The 16,961-nt window shown below is 64.9% G+C and carries 19 protein-coding genes and 1 pseudogene; 11 read left to right on the forward strand and 9 right to left on the reverse strand.

Translation table 11 applies throughout. The features are described from left to right. The 3 genes from C9424_RS13800 to C9424_RS13810 form a co-directional block, all read left to right on the forward strand. On the forward strand, positions 1 to 877 hold an 877-nt coding region (locus C9424_RS13800; protein ID WP_202615876.1), incomplete at its 5' end, for a carbohydrate ABC transporter permease. A gap of 46 nt (positions 878 to 923) precedes the next feature. After that, complete coding sequence (locus C9424_RS13805; protein ID WP_116767387.1) at positions 924 to 1,985, forward strand: NAD(P)-dependent alcohol dehydrogenase; 1,062 nt, start codon at positions 924 to 926, stop codon at positions 1,983 to 1,985. 59 nt (positions 1,986 to 2,044) lie between these two features. Continuing rightward, a complete protein-coding gene (locus tag C9424_RS13810) occupies positions 2,045 to 3,094 on the forward strand; it encodes a carbohydrate kinase family protein (RefSeq protein ID WP_116767388.1) in 1,050 nt (349 codons plus the stop codon). Here the strand turns inward: C9424_RS13810 and C9424_RS13815 are convergent. Together C9424_RS13815 and C9424_RS13820 are read right to left on the reverse strand one after the other, a co-directional pair. Next, the gene (locus C9424_RS13815; protein WP_116767389.1) at positions 3,078 to 3,866 is read right to left on the reverse strand and encodes an SDR family oxidoreductase; all 789 of its coding nucleotides are present in this window, start codon (positions 3,864 to 3,866) and stop codon (positions 3,078 to 3,080) included. The genes C9424_RS13810 and C9424_RS13815 overlap by 17 nt on opposite strands. After that, complete coding sequence (locus C9424_RS13820; RefSeq protein WP_116767390.1) at positions 3,863 to 4,744, reverse strand: helix-turn-helix transcriptional regulator; 882 nt, start codon at positions 4,742 to 4,744, stop codon at positions 3,863 to 3,865. The genes C9424_RS13815 and C9424_RS13820 overlap by 4 nt, the downstream gene beginning before the upstream one ends. A gap of 102 nt (positions 4,745 to 4,846) precedes the next feature. Between C9424_RS13820 and C9424_RS13825 the strand changes: the two genes are divergently transcribed. The 5 genes from C9424_RS13825 (at position 4,847) to C9424_RS13840 (ending at position 8,323) form a co-directional block, all read left to right on the forward strand. Further along, complete coding sequence (locus C9424_RS13825) at positions 4,847 to 6,298, forward strand: MFS transporter (RefSeq protein ID WP_116767391.1); 1,452 nt, start codon at positions 4,847 to 4,849, stop codon at positions 6,296 to 6,298. 131 nt (positions 6,299 to 6,429) lie between these two features. Beyond that, on the forward strand, positions 6,430 to 7,311 hold the full coding sequence (locus C9424_RS13830) for an aldo/keto reductase (RefSeq protein WP_116767476.1): 882 nt from the start codon (positions 6,430 to 6,432) through the stop codon (positions 7,309 to 7,311). A 67-nt stretch (positions 7,312 to 7,378) separates the two neighbouring features. Further along, on the forward strand, positions 7,379 to 7,519 hold the full coding sequence (locus tag C9424_RS21450) for a hypothetical protein (protein ID WP_161958232.1): 141 nt from the start codon (positions 7,379 to 7,381) through the stop codon (positions 7,517 to 7,519). Between the two features lie 59 nt (positions 7,520 to 7,578). Further along, on the forward strand, positions 7,579 to 8,019 hold the full coding sequence (locus C9424_RS13835) for a carboxymuconolactone decarboxylase family protein (RefSeq protein WP_116767392.1): 441 nt from the start codon (positions 7,579 to 7,581) through the stop codon (positions 8,017 to 8,019). Further along, positions 7,922 to 8,323, forward strand: a complete 402-nt coding sequence (locus tag C9424_RS13840) for a (R)-mandelonitrile lyase (protein WP_116767393.1) — start codon at positions 7,922 to 7,924, stop codon at positions 8,321 to 8,323. Before C9424_RS13835 ends, C9424_RS13840 begins: the two co-directional genes overlap by 98 nt. Before the next feature lie 61 nt (positions 8,324 to 8,384). Here C9424_RS13840 and cls read toward each other — a convergent pair whose 3' ends face one another. From cls to C9424_RS13850, 3 genes are all read right to left on the reverse strand, one after another. Beyond that, positions 8,385 to 9,851 carry a cardiolipin synthase gene (gene cls, locus C9424_RS13845; RefSeq protein WP_202615877.1) on the reverse strand — a complete coding sequence of 489 codons (1,467 nt, stop codon included), beginning with the start codon at positions 9,849 to 9,851 and terminating at the stop codon, positions 8,385 to 8,387. Positions 9,852 to 9,880: 29 nt separating this feature from the next. Then, positions 9,881 to 10,027, reverse strand: coding sequence for a hypothetical protein (locus C9424_RS21455; RefSeq protein ID WP_161958233.1), 147 nt, complete (start codon positions 10,025 to 10,027; stop codon positions 9,881 to 9,883). Positions 10,028 to 10,279: 252 nt separating this feature from the next. After that, the gene (locus tag C9424_RS13850) at positions 10,280 to 11,167 is read right to left on the reverse strand and encodes a helix-turn-helix transcriptional regulator (RefSeq protein ID WP_116767394.1); all 888 of its coding nucleotides are present in this window, start codon (positions 11,165 to 11,167) and stop codon (positions 10,280 to 10,282) included. 133 nt (positions 11,168 to 11,300) lie between these two features. Here C9424_RS13850 and C9424_RS13855 point away from each other — a divergent pair. Both C9424_RS13855 and C9424_RS13860 read left to right on the forward strand, forming a co-directional pair. Next, positions 11,301 to 11,522 (forward strand): annotated as a pseudogene (locus tag C9424_RS13855) (zinc-binding dehydrogenase); the annotation flags it as partial. Between the two features lie 99 nt (positions 11,523 to 11,621). Next, on the forward strand, positions 11,622 to 12,821 hold the full coding sequence (locus tag C9424_RS13860) for an MFS transporter (RefSeq protein ID WP_116767395.1): 1,200 nt from the start codon (positions 11,622 to 11,624) through the stop codon (positions 12,819 to 12,821). Between the two features lie 164 nt (positions 12,822 to 12,985). Here the strand turns inward: C9424_RS13860 and C9424_RS13865 are convergent, their stop codons facing one another. From C9424_RS13865 to C9424_RS13880, 4 genes are all read right to left on the reverse strand, one after another. Beyond that, positions 12,986 to 13,291: a hypothetical protein gene (locus C9424_RS13865; RefSeq protein WP_116767396.1), complete on the reverse strand. Its 306-nt coding sequence runs from the start codon at positions 13,289 to 13,291 to the stop codon at positions 12,986 to 12,988. Between the two features lie 219 nt (positions 13,292 to 13,510). Beyond that, entirely contained in the window at positions 13,511 to 14,203 is a 693-nt protein-coding gene (locus C9424_RS13870; protein WP_133247521.1) for a DUF998 domain-containing protein, read from the reverse strand. A gap of 266 nt (positions 14,204 to 14,469) precedes the next feature. After that, positions 14,470 to 14,700 carry a hypothetical protein gene (locus C9424_RS13875; RefSeq protein ID WP_116767398.1) on the reverse strand — a complete coding sequence of 77 codons (231 nt, stop codon included), beginning with the start codon at positions 14,698 to 14,700 and terminating at the stop codon, positions 14,470 to 14,472. 181 nt (positions 14,701 to 14,881) lie between these two features. Next, a complete protein-coding gene (locus tag C9424_RS13880; protein WP_116767399.1) occupies positions 14,882 to 15,400 on the reverse strand; it encodes a DUF1269 domain-containing protein in 519 nt (172 codons plus the stop codon). A gap of 710 nt (positions 15,401 to 16,110) precedes the next feature. Between C9424_RS13880 and C9424_RS13885 the strand changes: the two genes are divergently transcribed. After that, on the forward strand, positions 16,111 to 16,794 hold the full coding sequence (locus tag C9424_RS13885; protein WP_116767400.1) for a DedA family protein: 684 nt from the start codon (positions 16,111 to 16,113) through the stop codon (positions 16,792 to 16,794). Positions 16,795 to 16,961 lie beyond the last annotated feature (167 nt).

Consider the following 16,961-nt stretch of genomic DNA (forward strand, 5'->3'; position numbering starts at 1 on the left):
CGCCCCGCCCGCCCGCACCACCGGTTCCCGACGCCGGGGCAAGTCACGCATGGACCCCACACGCAACAACACGGCCGCCGGCATCGCCGCCTGGCTGCTGGCCCTGCTGTTCGCGGTACCGGTCCTGTGGATGATCCTGACTTCGTTCCACTCGGAAACGGACGCCGCGACGAACCCGCCCTCCATCGCCGCCGACCTTAACCTGGACGCCTACAAGGAATTCTTCGGGGCAACTTCCGGCGTCAGCCCGTGGCCGTCGCTGGTCAACTCCGCCACCGCCTCGATCTTCTCCACCGTCCTCGTCCTGTTGCTGGCCATCCCGGCCGCCTACGCGCTGTCCATCCGGCCGGTGAAGAAGTGGACCGACGTCATGTTCTTCTTCCTCTCCACCAAGATGATGCCCGTCGTCGCGGCCGTCCTGCCGCTCTACCTTTTCGCCAAAACCGCCGGGGCGCTGGACAACATCTGGTTCCTGGGCCTGATGTACACGTCGATGAACCTGCCCATCGCTGTGTGGATGATGCGCTCCTTCCTCGACGAAGTGCCCGTTGAAATGCTCGAGGCCTCCCAAATCGACGGTGCGGGCCTGTTGCTGACGATCCGGAAGGTCGTCGCCCCCGTCGCGATGCCCGGCATCGCCGCCACCGCGCTGATCTGCTTCATCTTCAGCTGGAACGAACTCCTCCTCGCCCGGGTCCTCACCGGCGTCGTGGCCGGCACCGCCCCGGTCTTCCTTACCGGCTTCGTCTCAGGACAAGGACTGTTCCTCGCCAAGGTCTGCGCCGCCGCCGTCGTGATCTCCCTGCCCGTACTCTTCGCCGGTTTTGCCGCCCAGGACAAACTCGTCCAGGGACTCTCCCTCGGCGCCGTCAAATAGCGCCGTCAAGTAACCGGCCCCCTTCGATTCTCAAAGGAATACTTCGATGACAACGTCAACCGCACAGTCCCGCACCTCGGGGCATTCTGAAGTACCGGCCACCATGCGCGCCGCCGTCCTCAAACGCCAGGGCGACATGGCCATGGAAACCCTGCCCGTCCCGAAGCTGGAAGCGGACCAGGTCCTGGTGAGGGTCGCCGCCGTCGGCGTCTGCGGCAGCGACGTCCACTACTACGAGCACGGCCGGATCGGGGACTACGTCGTGGACCACCCGCTGATCCTCGGCCACGAGCTCTCCGGCCGGATCGCCGCCGTCGGAAGCGATGTTGACGCGGGCCGCATCGGCCAGAGGGTCGCCGTCGAACCGCAGCGGCCCTGCCGGAAATGCAGGCAGTGCAAAGCAGGACGGTACAACCTGTGCCCCGACATCGAGTTCTATGCCACCCCGCCGGTCGACGGGGCCTTCGCCGAATACGTGACCATCCAGGGCGACTTTGCCTACGAGATCCCGGACAGCGTCAGCGACGAGGCAGCCGCCCTCATCGAACCGCTCTCCGTCGGCCTCTGGGCCTGCGAACGCGCCGGTATCAAGCCCGGCAGCCGCGTCCTGATCGCCGGCGCCGGGCCCATCGGCATCATCGCCGCCCAGGCCGCCCGCGCCTACGGCGCCGCCGAAATCTACATCAGCGACATCGCCGAAGACCGCTTGGCCTTCGCCCTGAAACACGGCGCCACGCACGCCCTCAACGCCAGGACCGACAGCGTCGAAGGGCTCGACGTCGATGCCTTCATCGACGCCTCCGGCGCCCCGCAGGCCGTCCGCTCGGGTATCAAAGCCGTGGGCCCCGCCGGCAGGGTCATCCTGGTCGGGCTCGGAGCCGACGACGTCGAACTCCCCGTCTCCTACATCCAGAACCACGAAATCTGGCTCTCCGGCGTCTTCCGCTACACCAACACCTGGCCCCTTGCCATCCAACTCATCGCCGACGGCAAGGTGGACCTGGACATCCTGGTCACCGGCAAGTTCACCCTCGCCGAATCCGAAGAAGCCCTGAAGGCGGGAAAGCAGACCGGCCAGCTCAAAGCCGTCGTCTACCCGGGCCGCTAGGCTCCGCGGCTCCGGGACATCAGCAACCACTCTCAGCACCAACCTGCAAGGAAGCAGACATGCCACCACCCGAGAACGGTCCCCACCCAGACCTCTCTGACAACGTCCCCCTGGTCACCGTCGTCGGCGAATCACTCGTCGACATCATCGATGACCCGCGCCGAGGAACCACCACGCCCGAAACCCACCCCGGAGGCAGCCCCCTGAACGTTGCAGTCGGCTGCGCCCGCCTGGACCTCCGAACCAGCCTCATCACGCACTTCGCCGAAGACCGCCATGGGCGGTTGATCGCCGAGCATCTGGACAGCAACGGCGTCCGGGCCATCGTCGGCGGTTCCCTGCCGACGTCAACCGCGCTGGCATCCCTGGACGCCACCGGAGTCGCGCAATATTCGTTCTCCGTCACTTGGGATATTAACGCGGCCTCCATCCCGGCCCTGGCTGCAGTGGAGAGCTCACTCCATGTCCACACCGGCTCCATCGCGACGGCGCTCTCCCCGGGCGGCACGTCGGTACGGGGACTGATCGAGGCGGCACGGCCCCACGCCACCATCAGCTTCGACCCCAACTGCCGGCCCGCCATCAGCCCCGAAACGGCTGCCGCCCGCCAACGGGCAGAGGACTTCGTTGCCGTCGCCGACATCGTCAAAGCCAGCGACGAAGACCTCCGCTGGCTCTACCCCGGCAGGACCCAGGACGAATCGATGGCAGCGTGGCTGGAGCTCGGACCATCGTTAGTGGCACTGACCCGTGGCGCCCAGGGCCCGGTGATCCTCACCCGGCGCTGCCGTGTGGAGATGCCGGGAGAGTCCGTCACCGTGACCGACACCGTCGGGGCAGGGGACTCCTTCATGGCCGCACTGATCTCCGGACTCGCGCAAATGGACTTACTCGGAGCCGCATCCAGATCACGCATGCAAGACCTTGGCCCGGACGAACTGATCGCCTTGGCCGCATACGCGAACAGAGCCGCTGCGATCACTTGCTCCCGGCAGGGAGCAAATCCACCCACCTCCGGAGAATTGGGATCGATGACCGGATTCTTTGCTGCATCGGCAAACTTTGGCCGTCATGCGGAGTCGAAGCCCCGATTTAGTCCCCGGCTTTGAGGCTTCCTGCTGTGATGGTGGCGAGGTCGTCACGGAACATTTCGGGCTCGTTGGCGACAGGGAGGTCCACAATGTCTTCGGCTGCGTCGAGAGATTCGACTGAGTCTGGTCTCAGGGAGGTGAAGACGGCGGTGAGGTCGTCTTGTTCGGGTCCGTGGTCGGCGACGAGTTCGAGAGTCTTGTGGTCGGCGGCATCAATATCAAGACTGTCGATGAGGACGCGGGCGATCTGGTCCCTGGCGATAACGCCGTCGGAGGGTGAGCCGGACTGTCGCTTGTCGCCCTGGAGCATGACGACCTTCCGCTGGTCGGGTTGATTGTAGTCAAACCAGCCGGGGCGCACGATCGTGTACGGGTTACCGCTGCCGCGGATGAGGCGCTCACTGCGCAGCTTCCACTGGGCGTAGGCGACGCCTGGTCGTGTTATCCCGATGGCGGTCATGAGCGCGATGCGTGGCCGGCGGCCGCCCAAGGCTTTCAGGACGTTGGCGACGCCGGCGTAGTCGTTATCCCGCACGTCGCGTTCGCTGGTCGTGGATCCGTGGGTGAAGACGATTGCGTCGACTCCGTCGACGGCCGGCCCGAGGGTTTCGGGACGAGTCAGATCCCCGATCACCAGGTCCACACTTTCGGGGAGTAGGCGGGCGGCGCGGGTCTGGTCGCGCACGAGAGCCCGGACCGCGTAACCCCGTCGCAGCGTCTCGGCCACTGCGTGGCGGCCGATGCTGCCGGTGGCGCCAACGATGAGCACGGTGGAGGGACGGTCGATCACTTCTTCTCCTTGAGGGGGATCCTCGGGGTGGGCTGCTGGGTCGCGGCCCAACTGGCGAGGACTTTCAGAGCGTCTTCGGAGGGTGTCCCGGGATCTGCTGTGTACACGTTGATGCGCAGTCCCGGGTCTGCGGGCAGCTCGAGTGCTTCAAAGCTCAAGTCCAAGTCGCCAACGATCGGGTGGTGGAGCCGCTTCCGGCCGGCGCGGTGGTACTTCACATCGTGACGGGCCCACCGGGTGCGGAACTCCTCGCTGCGGGTTGAGAGTTCACCGATCAGATCCGTGAGGTCCTTGTCGTACGGGTTTTTCCCGGCCGTGGAGCGCAGGACTGCGACGACGTCGTCCGCTGCGCGTTCCCAATCAGCGAAGAACTCCCGCGCTTTCGGATTCAGGAAGGTGAAGCGTGCGCTGTTCGGCGGAGTGGGCCCCTCTGCCATCATGTCCAGATAAAGGGCACGCCCCAGTTCGTTGGAGGCGAGGACATCCCCTCGGTCGTTGCGGACCCAGGCCGGCGCCGTCGTGATCGCATCGATGACGCGCTGCACGCTCGGCCGCACCGTCTGGGGGCTGCGCTTGCGCCGCACCCGGGGGGAGGCGGTCGCGGCGCGGGCAAGGTCAAAAAGGTGGGCCGTTTCGGCGTCGTCGAGCTTCAGGGCACGCCCGAGGGCTTCAAGGACACTGTCCGAGGCGCCGGAGAGGTTTCCCCGCTCAAGGCGTATGTAGTAATCGATGCTCATTCCGGCGAGCATGGCGACTTCCTCGCGGCGCAGGCCGGCAACGCGCCGGTTGCCGCCATAGGCCGGCAGGCCGGCCTCCTCGGGCGTGATCCTGGCACGGCGGGAGGTCAGGAATTTCCGCACGTCGTCGCTGTGTGTCATGGCATCCACGCTACGCGCGGTCGATGGGACGAGGGAGGGACTGGCATTACCCGGAACGACAGTGACTCCCGGCCCGTAAGGAATCAAGGTTGCATTGAAAGCATGAAACCTGCACCCGCAACCGCTCCCCACCCGGCGGCGATCCTAGCGATCATCCTCGTCAGCTACTTTATGATCCTGCTGGACAACTCGGTCATCTTCACCGCGCTGCCGAGCCTGCAGGCCGATCTGCGGCTGACGACCAGCGAGCTTTCCTGGGTTCAGGATGCGTACACGCTGGTCTTCGGCGGCCTGCTCCTCCTTGGCGCCCGTGCAGGCGATCTGCTCGGACGGCGGCGTGTCTTCGTCTTCGGGCTGGTGGTGTTCTCGATCGCGTCCCTGCTGATCGGCGTCGCCCCGGCTGGGTGGTGGGCGATCGCCGGCCGCGCCGTCCAGGGTATCGGAGCCGCGATCGTCGCGCCCGCATCACTGTCCTTACTCACCGCGAGCTTCCCGGAGGGCCGTGAACGCACCCGTGCCGTCGCTTTGTACGGTGCTACCGCGGGGATCGGCGCAAGCCTGGGGCTGGTCATCGGCGGCGCGCTGGCCCACTGGATCTCCTGGCGCGCCGGGTTCTTCGTCAACGTACCCATTGGCGCCGCGATGATCGCGCTCGCGCCGCGGTTCATCCCGGAAACAGGCCGGGCCCGCGGCCGCTTCGACGTGCTCGGGGCGCTCAGCGCCACACTGGGTGTCGGCGCTCTCGTGTTCGGCATCATCAACACCACCGACGCCGGCTGGACCTCACCGGTCACAATCACGGCCGTCAGTGCCGGCGTCGTGCTCCTGGTCGTGTTCGTGCTAATCGAGCGCAGGGCGGCCCAGCCGATCATGCCCTTGCGGCTGTTCGCGAGCCGCCGCCGCACCGGCGCGTACCTGGCACGTTTCCTGTATCTGGGCGCAATGATCGGGTTCTTCTTCTTCACCACCCAGTTCCTGCAGGAAGTGCTCGGCTTCGACCCGCTGCAGGCCGGCATCGGATTCCTACCCATGACGGCGGTCAACTTCGCCGTCGCGATGAGCATCCCCCGGCTCGTAGGCCGGATGCCGGGCTCGGTCCCACTCCTGACCGGGATCCTGCTCACGTTGACGGGGATGTTCTGGCTCAGCCGAGCCGGAGTCGACTCCGCATACCTGACAGGGGTGGCTCTGCCGATGATCCTCATCGGGGCCGGTCAGGGCCTCGCTTTTGCTCCACTGACCTCGTTCGGCATCACCGGCGCCCCCGCGTCCGACGCCGGCGCCGCATCCGGACTGGTGAACACCTTCCACCAGGTCGGCACCTGCCTCGGGCTTGGTATCGCGGTCGCTGCCGCAGCGACCGTCCCGACCACGGGTTCTGCCGTAGCCCACCTGGCCGCGCAGGTCAGCGTTGCGCTGACCACGGGCAGCGTCCTACTGTTCCTTGCCCTGGCCGTCACCGCTACCCTCATCCTGCCAGCAGACTTGGCTGCCCGCCGCACCAGGGCACCCCGGATTGCCGTGCCCGTACCGGAGGCCGAGCGCGTCCGCTGAGCTGGCCGGCCCGGCAAGCCCAGGGCAACACCAACGAGCGGCACCCCTCGCGGTGCCGCCTCCCGCTCGATGGAGGTAATGATGTGCCCTCCCGCAACTCCCCACCTCTGAATACCGTGAAAGGCATGGACATGAAACTTACTCTCAACAACGGCATCACGATGCCCGCCCTCGGTCTGGGCGTCTTCCAAAGCGCCCCCGAGAAGACCACGGCCGCCGTCGAGGCCGCGCTTGCTGCCGGCTACCGGCATATCGATACCGCCGCCGCGTACGGCAACGAGCGGGAGGTCGGTGAGGGCATCCGCAACTCGGGCCTGGACCGTCCAGAGGTGTTCATCGAGACCAAAGTCTGGGTCAGCGACTACGGCCACGCCGAGACGCTTCATGCTTGGGACAAAGCGACGGGCAAGCTCGGCGTTGACTACTTGGACCTGCTCATCCTGCACCAGCCCGCCCCGGACCGGTTCGAGAAAACCATTGCCGCGTACAAAGCACTTGAGCGCCTGCTCGCTGACGGGCGCGTGCGGGCCATCGGCGTCAGCAACTTCATGCCGCACCACCTCGAGCAGCTGCTGTCCACCACCGAGATCGTCCCGGCCGTGAACCAGATCGAACTGCACCCGTACTTCACCCAGCCGGACGTCCAGGCAGCCGACACCGAACACGGGATCCTCACCCAGGCATGGTCACCGATCGGCGGCATCACCTTCTACCCGGGATGGGGCGAGGACCGCAGGAACGTGATGGAAGACCCGACGATCACCAGCATCGGACAAACGCACGGCAAGAGCCCAGCCCAGGTCATGCTCCGCTGGCACTTGCAGCAGGGCCGTTCAGCCATCCCGAAGTCGACCAACCCCGCACGCATCGCCGAGAACTTCGACGTCTTCGACTTTGAACTCAGTGCCGACGAACTCGCCGCCGTCGACGCGCTCGATACGGGCGTGCGCAACGGACCGGACCCCGACGAGGCCCGCGAAGAGCGCTTCGCCATGGTCATCCCCGAAGCCTGAGACAGAGAGTAGACACCACCATGGAATATCGCCCACTTGGCCGCACCGGCGTGCAGGTCAGTCCCTTATGTCCGGTTTGACCGCCCGCACACTCACCGACGCCACGATCTGGGGATCCAGGTCCACCTGGCACCTGACGCTGCGTTCCTGGTTCGAACCCCACGGAGACGACTGGGTCATAGCACGCACCGTCGCATCCACCTGGTAATTCCCGCGCAGCCCGTCCATTTGACGCACGAAAGATTCCAAACCGAAAGAAGGATCATCATGACTGACCAACCCAAGCAGCTCGGTGGCGGCCGAAAGATGTTCGGCGACTTCGCGCCGAAGCTTGCCGAGCTCACCGACGACGTGCTCTTCGAGGACGTCTGGAACCGGCCTGAACTCTCCGCACGGGACCGCAGCCTCATCACCGTGGCCGTGCTCACCGCTGGCGGAAACACCGCCCAGCTGGGCTTCCACCTCGGCCGCGCCATCGAGAACGGCGTGACCCAAGAGGAGCTCATCGAAGCCATCACCCACGTCACGCTCTACGCGGGCTGGCCCCAGGGCATGTCTGCCATGGGCGTCGCGCCAAGCAGCTCTTCACAGACAACAAGTAAGGAACATCATGAACATCGAACCCTCCGTGCCCACCACGAAAAACCCGGCGGCCCAGTTCGCCGGGGACGTCTGGCTCGACCCAATCGCGCTGCCCCACGAGTCTGACCAGACGATGGTTGTCGCGACCGTCCGCTTCGCGCCCGGAGCACGCACAGCCTGGCACTCGCACCAGCACGGTCAGTATCTGCGCGTCACCCAAGGTGTAGGCCGTTTCGGTACCCGAGACGGAAAGATCATCGAAGTCCATCCCGGCCAGACGCTCTACACCCCGCCCGGCGAGGAGCATTGGCACGCCGCCGCCCCGGGCTGCTTCATGGAACACATTGCCATGATCCAAAACGGCGAAGACCCGTTCAAGACCACCACGTGGCGCGAGCACATAACAGACGACGAGTACAACGGCCGCTAACCGCGGCTTTCCCCCCAAGGGCTTCGGTGTTTTCAGCGCCGTCGGGTCTGGACCATTTTCCCTATTGGAGGGACGCCGTCAGGCGCGCCAGGTTGTCGAATACTTTTTGGGCTATGGGCCGCCGGATCCAGTCCTCGAGCTGCAGCTCACGGCTTTCCACGCGGTACCCGTCTTCGATCCGGCGAATTGCGTCCACAAAACCGCGCCCGTGCACAAGGACGGAAACTTCCATGTTGAGGCTAAAAGAACGGACATCCATGTTGCTGGACCCAATCACCGCAACCTCCTCATCGATGGTGAAGTGCTTAGAGTGCAGTACCTTTGGCGCCCGGTAAAGGTAAATCCTGACGCCGGCGCGGAGCAGTGCTTCGTAGTAGGAACGCTGCGCGTGATAAACCATGCTCTGGTCCCCGACCTCGGAAACAAAGAGCTCGACGCTTAGCCCCCGCGCGGCTGCCGTGACAATAGCCATCAGGATGGATTCGTCCGGGACAAAGTATGGACTGGTGATGCTGACGCGACGCTCAGCTTTGTGGATTAGTGTCGCGTAGAGCTTCAAATTGTTGTCGTTGTCGAAGCTGGGACCACTGGGCAGGACCTGTGCGTCAACGAGCGCGGAACGTTGGCTGACTCCTAGGGGGCTCGAATCCAGTGGCAGTATCACACCCGTTTCGCTGTACCAGTCCGTTGCGAAGACCGCATCCAGCTCCCGGACCACAGGTCCCTCGACGCGCATCATCAGCTCGTGCCACTGGAGCCCGCGCTTCAGGTTGCCCTTCGTGTCGTAGCTCGCGTCGATGACGTTCTGGGACCCAGTGAACCCCACGCGGCCATCGACGACGAAGATCTTCCGGTGATTGCGCAGGTCCGGCCTCTGCCATTCGCCGCGCCACGGCCGCACCGGCAGCATGGGGCGATATTCCGCCCCTATCTTCTGGAGGAAGTCCAAGGTTTCTTTCCGGCCGGGGAACTTGAGGCCAGCCAGATGATCGGACAGAACCCGGACGTCAACGCCGCGTGATCTTGCTCGGGCCAACGCTTGAAAATACGGCGCCGTCGTTGCGTCCAACACCAGGATGTAAAACTCCACGTGCACATAACTGGTGGCCGAATCGATCTCAGCGATCATGGCATCGAAAGTGCCGTTGTAGTCGCCCAACAGGGTCGCACTGTTGCCCGCGACCATAGGGAGCGCCCCAAGGTTGCTGTTCAACACTACCGCCGAATGTAGCCACTCCGGCCAGTCAAGGCCGCGGCTAATCAGCGGGCTGCCTTCAGTCCGCGCCAGGACCAGAGCGTTGACTTCGCGCTGTTTGTCCCGGCGCGCCTTGGGCAGTTTCGAGTAGCCCACAAAGAAATACGCGACGGCACCAAGGACCGGTATGAAAATTATGGCGAGCACCCAGGCAATTGCAGAGGACGGACGGCGATTCATCGACACGAGGACAGCTGCGACGGTCACGAGCAATATGTGGGCCGCGAGCAGGAGCAACGCAAACGTTTCAGCGTCCTGGAAGAATCCGCGCACGGCTGCCTACTTCGATGCCGCGAAGGCCGTCAAACCAGCACCCGGCTTTTGATTCTTTCAAACTGATCGCGAAAAAGGTCACCGATGATCGCAAATACACAAAACAAGTAGGCAAAGAATACGGACGCAGCGAAGAACCACCAGAAAATATCCCACGAGTTTTCCCAGAAACTCATTTGTGTTACCTGCTCTCAAAGATGCGGTCTCGTTTCCGGGACGGCCTGGCCCTCAGCCCTACCCGTGGAGGGTATGACTATTGTTGGCGTTAAGCCCGGCATAGACCTCACCCGCTGCGGGTGAAATCCCGGAAATGTTTGGAGCGAATTCCGGGAACGAGTTCATGAGCGTCTGGCCGAAGGGCTGCTCACAAATAGCTTGAGAAGGGAAAATCCTTACGCTTTCAGGAGCCAGAGCGGGTGAAACTTTTGTCAGCTCGTGGTTCGGTGCCTTTCAGTGGGTGTGTGCTCGCTCGCTCCCCAGCTTGCGAGGAGGCGGAGACGTTCCGCTGAAGGGGAGCCTGGCTCTGCGGTGTAAACCATAAGCACGAGGCCTGGCTCGGCGGTGATCGCGAGTTCCTCGTACGCCAGGGTAAGTTCCCCGGCCACGGGGTGATGGAAGCGTTTTGTTCCGGAGCCATGGGTGCGTACGTTGTGCGCGCCCCATAGTGCACGGAAGGTCTCGCTTCGTGTCGAGAGCTCTCCGACAAGGTCCTGCATTGTGCGGTCGTGAGGGTCCCGGCCCGCTTCGGCACGCATGATGCCCACGCACATCTCGCCAAACAGCTCCCAGTCGGGGTAGAAGTCGCGCGAAGCCGGGTCCAGGAACTGAAACCGCGCGAGGTTCGGGGTGCGGCCACTGTCTCCGATCACCGGCGAGTAGAAGGCGCGCCCCAAGGCGTTTGTCGCAAGCAGGTTCTGGTACGGGTCGCGGACGAATGCGACACCCTCGGTGATCGCTTCCAGCGCCCACTGCAGGCTCAAGCGGGCCCCGGCTTGGGCGGTGGCGCGTTTGCGGAGCCTCCCGGAGGTCGGGATGCCATCTGCCGCCCGGGCCAGGTCGAACAAGTGCGCCCGCTCGGTTTCATCGAGACGAAGGGCGCGGGCGACGGATTCGAGCACGGACGCGGACGCGCCCGCGATGGAACCGCGCTCGAGCTTCGCGTAGTACTCCACGCTGACGTCGGCGAGTAGCGCGACTTCGCTGCGCCTCAGCCCGGCCACCCGACGATTCGACCCTGCGGCAATGCCGGCGTCTTCCGGTGTGAGTCGTGCGCGCCGCGACATCAGGAACTCTCGCACTTCAGCCCGGTTATCCATGGTTCAAGGGTAAATCGGCAGGGAGGAACGAGGGGTTCCCTCTCGGTACACCCCTCAACAGAGACTCCCCCGCGCACGGAAAGAAAGTTGGACTGGTTGGACCCGATGAACAGGAGAGCAAATTATGCGTGGTGTTGTCATGTACGGCGCCGTCGGACTCTCGGCGATCCTCGCCGCCAAGCAGCTCGGCGCCAAGCGCGTCATCGCTTTCAGCCGGCACCCGGAGCGCCAGGCGCTGGCCCGTGAGTTCGGCGCAACCGACATCGTCGAAGAACGGGGCGACAAGAGAGCCGCAAATATCAAGGAGATGACCGGCGGATACGGCTACAAAGCCATGGACGAGCGCCGCGCCACCACAGTGCTGCTCACAGTCTGATCCGTGGGATCGACCTCCCGCCGCGTCCGATCTCCAAGCCCGATCCCCGGCATCACCGCCCCGCACGAAAGGAGCCACATGACAACCGTCCCCACACGAACACCTGCGCCAGAAGTCAGGGAACAGCAAAAACTGCCTTTGGTCGCTCTCGTCGTCCTGGCCGCAATGGGGTTCATCCTCGTCGCTACCGAAACCATGCCAGCCGGCCTGCTCCCCGTCATCGCAGCAGGCCTCCACACAAGCGAAGGAACTGTCGGTCTGCTCGTCAGCGCCTACGCCCTCGGGACGGTCCTCGCCACCATTCCCGCGATCACCCTCACCCGCGGCATGCGACGAAAGCCGCTGCTGCTCGCGAGTATCGCTGGACTCCTGATGGCCAACACGCTCACCACGTTCTCTCCTGAGGCGACACTGTCTCTCGTCTCACGATTCCTCGCCGGCGCGTTCTCGGGAACCATTTGGGGAATGCTCGCTGCCTACGGCCGCCGCATCAGCCCGCCCCAAAACGCCGGGCTGTCCCTGGCCATCGTTTCCACGGGCGCTCCCCTCGGGTTCGCTTTCGGCACCCCCCTCGGCGCCTGGATCGGAACGACCTTCGACTGGAGATGGTCCTTCGGCGCGCTCTCCGTCCTCGCACTCGTCGTCGGCGCACTGATCATCGCATTCGTCCCTGATGCCCCCGGGCAACCGGCCACGTTGCGGCTTCCCCTGGGGCGCGTGTTCCGGATCCCCGGAGTCGCTCTCATCCTCACCGTCATCGTCGTCTGGATGCTCGCCCACAGCACCATCTACACCTACGTTGCCCCCTACCTCCGCGCCACAGAAACCGGCCTCTCCGCCGACCTCGTCCTACTGATCTACGGCATCGCATCGGTCATCGGCGTGGCCATCACCGGAGCGCTGCTGGACCGCCGCCCCCGGCCCCTCCTGCACCTGAGCGTCACCGCGTTCGTCGCATCCGGAGTCATCCTGCTCATGGGGCACGCATCGGCCCTGGCCATTGTGATCGCCGCCGCCCTCTGGGGCGTCGCCTTCGGCGGCGCGTCAGCCCAGCTGCAGGGCCCGCTGACCACCGCGGGAGGCGAAAACGCCGACGTCGCCAACGCGTTCCTCCCGGTCGCCTTCAATCTGGCAATCTTCGGCGCCGGCATCCTCGGCGCACTCCTCCTGACGCCATTCGACGGGCTGGCGCTACCGGTAGTCATGATCGCCCTCGGGATCGCAGCCCTCCTGCTCACCCTGTATGGCCGCCGGTCGGCATTCCTCCGCGGCCTCTGAGCAAATCCAGTTCCTGCAATGAGGGCAGGCACGGATGAAGGGACTCTGCAAATAGCGCTCAAGCGTGCACCACGGGCCACGACGCACTCAACCTGCTCCCCAGCTGAGCCACAACAGTACGCAGCGAAACACTGCTAAAGACGACCGACTAAGCCCCTCAGCGGTCAGCCCGCGCCCTGGCCCTCGCGGGCCACCTCTTCCAGAATCCTGGCCGTCGGCGCTGCCGTCATCAGTTGCCCTATCACCTCGGGTTTGTCCCACACCTGGCTGCGCAACGTTTCCAGAAAGCCGGTCGCGGCGTCCTTGGTGTCGAAGTCGAGGAGCACGGCCACGCTGTTCTGGTCCTCCGTGTCCCGGAACACCCGGATAGACCGGGCGCCCGAGGCGGCGCGGCCTGCGGGATCGGTGTCGAAGACTTTCTTCCATGCCTCGTAGTCCCGGACCGGATAGCTAATCTGCAGGGTGAACATCGTCGTTCCTTTCCCTCGGGCTGTGTGAGGACCACGATAGGCCGTACCGCGTCATCCCGGTAGGGCCGGAGGGTGGCCCTGCTCCCCTGCCGCGCGGCCTCGAAACCTTCGGCTGTCGCTAGACCAAACCCTTCGGGCCGGCCGTGGCAGGTCCGACCGGCCCGGTATAAACGGGGCCGCGGGGCCACTGTGTGCTCCGCCGCGTCCTCGAGCCCAGACCTACGCCCTCGTTAATGGGCTGTGCTCCCGCAAGCGGCAGAGGCGGCGCAGCCGGAATCCGATCGCGAAGATCCAGGCCATGAACGTGACCAGAATGACCCGCTGCACGAGACCTTTCCATTCGAACAGGCCGTTCCCGGGCTGCTGGCTGATCTTGAGCAGAACGATCCCGAGAGTAAGGACCACGCCGCTGAGAAGTGTCCACCCCGCCATGGGGCGCCAGGCCGGGTCCCTGCGGAAGCGCCGGTAGAAAACGAAGCAACTGAACGGCGCGAACGTGAAGACGATGGCGCCGAAGATACCGTGCACCATGCCATGCGGACTGGTTTGGCCGAACATCGCCGACGGGTCGGTGACGAACGGCCCCGAGGCAATCAGGCTGACGCCGATGCCCTGCACAAGAAACGGCCCGGCAAGGGAAGCCGCGCCGGCGCTGAAATATGCGGCCAGACCGCGGCCGAACATCAACACCAAGGCGCCCGTCAGCACGAAGTTGAGGACCTGGACCCACCCATAGGAGCCAAGAGACAGCTCGCTGACGAACATACCCGTCCAGGAGTAGCCGGGGTACAGCCACCCGTAAACGGTGAAGACGGATACAAATAGAACGGCGCCCGCCATGCCCGCCACGGCCCCCACCCGGACGCGCCGTCGGGCGGCCGCCGACAGTCTGGGGACAGGGCTCGAGATCACAAAGTGGAGCCTAGTACGATCCGAGGCTCATACGACACGGCATCGGGAAGCAATTTGGTCTTTACGCTGATGGTGACATGAGCATTCACGGCTTCGGGTTCGCGCGTCTCTCGTGGCCGCGAGGATCGTCCAATACGGCCGCAGCTGATCAGCGCTCCCAAGACGTGTCAGGGCCGGTCACCTTGTTCATCGCCACGTACGGTCGGACCCGTGTCCCGTCATCGCCCTGCCGTGTGTGGCATCGGAAGCGTCGGCGTGGAGGAGTCCTAACTTGAAACGAGGTTGCTCATGGCGAGGGCGATGAACAGTGCGACGACCAGCAGGGGCGTCAGCACGAAAGACATCACCGCCCACCACCAAACTTGGTGGGCCGATGCCGAACCGCCGACGGCGATCGAGGTGAGGATGTCCGACGGGAACACCCCCAAGAGCAGGAAACCGAGCAGGAAACCGAGCCGGAACGAGTCTTCCGGTTGGACCTCTTCAAGCCTGCCCATCCATTTAGGGGCGTGGACGGCGTTGGTGTCTCGTACTTACGCACCGCTACGGCCAGCGGGAGGACCAGGATGATGATGTCGAGGGTGGATTTCGACGTCCCCCGGTTCGATGCTCCGGCGCCCACGCGGTAGGTGATCGTCGATATTGAGCGGCCCGCTCACGGGTGGTTGCGTCGGCCGATCAGGACGAAGCGGCTTCGATGATCTTCTCGTCGCCCTCGTTCACGGCCTTGACCACGGCGTCGTAGTCACCAGTTTCGATGGCTTTGCTGACCTTCTTGGTGGCCTTGTCGACCGCCTTGTCGACGCGGTCGAGGTAGAGGTCGTCGACGACGGCAACGATCGCCGAGGAGCCCGGCGGCAGCCACTCGTCCGCGTTGACGCCGATGGACTTCTCCTCGTGACGCTTCGCGATGGCGCCAACACCTGCGCCGATCCCAGCACCGATCACGCCGGACAGCAGAAGTGGCGGAGCGAACAGTCCGACCACCAGCCCGCCGATGGCGCCGGCCTTGGTGCCGCCGGCGACTAGTCCGCCCCCATGCTCCTTGACCTCGGTCTTGCCCGAGGCGTCACGCGACAGTACGACCGCAGCCGCCACAGCCGCGTCGTCCATGCTCTTGATCGCCTTGAAATCGTCTGCCGCCGAGCCCGTGTCGGCGTACGACGAAACGAACAAGATGTAGTTGTGCTCTGCCATGGTGTGCCCTCCACTTGGGTCTGGCCGGCGTAGCGGCCACCCCGCTTCCTACTGGATGCTGTCTCCGGACGGTCTCAGACAGAACCACCTCCCCCCGACTGCAAGCGGCCTGTCGCGCCCAGACCGGCGCCGTACGCACACCGGTCGTCGGGTAGGTCCAACTCTTGCCCCGACAGGCTCGCACCGGCAGGGCCCTAAGTCACTGGTTCAGCGAAGAACCCTCTGGCAGGCATCAGGGCCGCAATGCCTTGGCTCATGGTCGGACTTGAGGCCGGCGCAGGAATACCCGGCCCGGTTTTATCCGGCGAACCGGGCTGCCTGCCAGGTGGGCACCTGACCTGGCCGCGGCGCGCTTTTCAAGCGGTGTCCCGCAAAGCGCCGAACAGCATGTGCGGGGATCATCGGATGTCTCACTCACACAGCTGAGCGCTGAGGCGGCGCGGACGGCCTACTCGCCGAGCTCACTGGCTCCCGAAATGCCTCATTGACGCGTTGATCCTTCTAAATCTGTTGCACGGTGAGGTCAGGGGGCGCTGTGCCGCCGCCGGGCCGGGCCGGGACCGCAGCGTGGTCTTGACGCGGCGCGGGCCACAAGCGTATACAAGGGCCATCCCGGTGTCGTCGCGGGGGTTATGACCGTGGAACAAACTCAGGCGGCGCGGGGACCGTCATTATGAACCGTGGCGGAGCAGCGAAGTGAGGTGTGAGCGATGACCGGATTAGCCGCCCTCCGCTTCGTGGCACTCGGCTCGGCAGGCTTCGTCGCCGCGGAAGCAGGGATTGCGGACGAATGGGCGTACTACTTCGGCGTCTTCGTGATTGTGCTGGCCCAGTGCGCCGGTGTACCGCTTCCCGCCGTGGCCGTACTGCTTGGTGCCTACGCCTCGGCGCGCCACGGCGATCTGAACCTTGCTGCCGTTATCGCGGTCGGCAGCCTGGGCGCCATGCTCGGGAGCACTATTGGCTACGTACTTGGGCGGGTGGGAGGCCGTCCGTTGATGCTGCGACTTGCACGGCGCTTCCACGCCGACGAGAATCGCATCGTCCAGCTGGAGTCGTTCTTCGATCGGCACGGCGGAACAGCTTTGTTCTTCGGCCGCTGGGTCATTGTCGTCCGGCTCTGGGGTGCCATTGCCGCGGGGGCTGCCAAGATGCCGTGGCCCAAGTTCCTGCTGTGGAACATCACGGGGTCCATTGCGTGGGTCGCGAGCCTCAGCGTTCTCGCCTATCTGGCCGGGGCGCTGGCCCATGCCATCGGTGACGCTCTCGACATCGGCGGCTGGGTGCTGGTCCCCATCGTCGTACTTGGCCTGGTGATCTTCTGGCGCCGGCGCAGACGCCGGAAGCTCAAGTCAGCGCAGGCGTCAGGGGATGACGTGCCCGACGCCGAATGAAGCCGGGGCCTAGCTGCCCCCGCGCGGGATCAACCTCGGCCCCGACGCTTGAAGGTTCGGCCCCCGTAGTCCCCGGTTAGGCGGCTGTTCCTGTCGCCGCATTCGCCGTGCGGTACGAGGATCCAAGTAGGAACGCGGGTTCCTCCGCGCAGGGTGGAAGGGGCAAT

Origin of the sequence: Arthrobacter sp. H-02-3 (assembly GCF_003097355.1) — a bacterium.
In the GTDB taxonomy this organism is placed as follows: domain Bacteria; phylum Actinomycetota; class Actinomycetes; order Actinomycetales; family Micrococcaceae; genus Arthrobacter; species Arthrobacter humicola.

Excerpts from the sequence above, each read along its gene's own strand:
- C9424_RS13805 (WP_116767387.1), top strand. The coding sequence starts at position 924 with ATGACAACGTCAACCGCACAGTCCCGCACCTCGGGGCATTCTGAAGTA.
- C9424_RS13810 (WP_116767388.1), top strand. The coding sequence starts at position 2,045 with ATGCCACCACCCGAGAACGGTCCCCACCCAGACCTCTCTGACAACGTC.
- C9424_RS13820 (WP_116767390.1), bottom strand. The coding sequence starts at position 4,744 with ATGACACACAGCGACGACGTGCGGAAATTCCTGACCTCCCGCCGTGCC.
- C9424_RS13825 (WP_116767391.1), top strand. The coding sequence starts at position 4,847 with ATGAAACCTGCACCCGCAACCGCTCCCCACCCGGCGGCGATCCTAGCG.
- C9424_RS13830 (WP_116767476.1), top strand. The coding sequence starts at position 6,430 with ATGAAACTTACTCTCAACAACGGCATCACGATGCCCGCCCTCGGTCTG.
- C9424_RS21450 (WP_161958232.1), top strand. The coding sequence starts at position 7,379 with ATGTCCGGTTTGACCGCCCGCACACTCACCGACGCCACGATCTGGGGA.
- C9424_RS13835 (WP_116767392.1), top strand. The coding sequence starts at position 7,579 with ATGACTGACCAACCCAAGCAGCTCGGTGGCGGCCGAAAGATGTTCGGC.
- C9424_RS13840 (WP_116767393.1), top strand. The coding sequence starts at position 7,922 with ATGAACATCGAACCCTCCGTGCCCACCACGAAAAACCCGGCGGCCCAG.
- C9424_RS21455 (WP_161958233.1), bottom strand. The coding sequence starts at position 10,027 with ATGAGTTTCTGGGAAAACTCGTGGGATATTTTCTGGTGGTTCTTCGCT.
- C9424_RS13850 (WP_116767394.1), bottom strand. The coding sequence starts at position 11,167 with ATGGATAACCGGGCTGAAGTGCGAGAGTTCCTGATGTCGCGGCGCGCA.
- C9424_RS13860 (WP_116767395.1), top strand. The coding sequence starts at position 11,622 with ATGACAACCGTCCCCACACGAACACCTGCGCCAGAAGTCAGGGAACAG.
- C9424_RS13865 (WP_116767396.1), bottom strand. The coding sequence starts at position 13,291 with ATGTTCACCCTGCAGATTAGCTATCCGGTCCGGGACTACGAGGCATGG.
- C9424_RS13875 (WP_116767398.1), bottom strand. The coding sequence starts at position 14,700 with ATGGGCAGGCTTGAAGAGGTCCAACCGGAAGACTCGTTCCGGCTCGGT.
- C9424_RS13880 (WP_116767399.1), bottom strand. The coding sequence starts at position 15,400 with ATGGCAGAGCACAACTACATCTTGTTCGTTTCGTCGTACGCCGACACG.
- C9424_RS13885 (WP_116767400.1), top strand. The coding sequence starts at position 16,111 with ATGACCGGATTAGCCGCCCTCCGCTTCGTGGCACTCGGCTCGGCAGGC.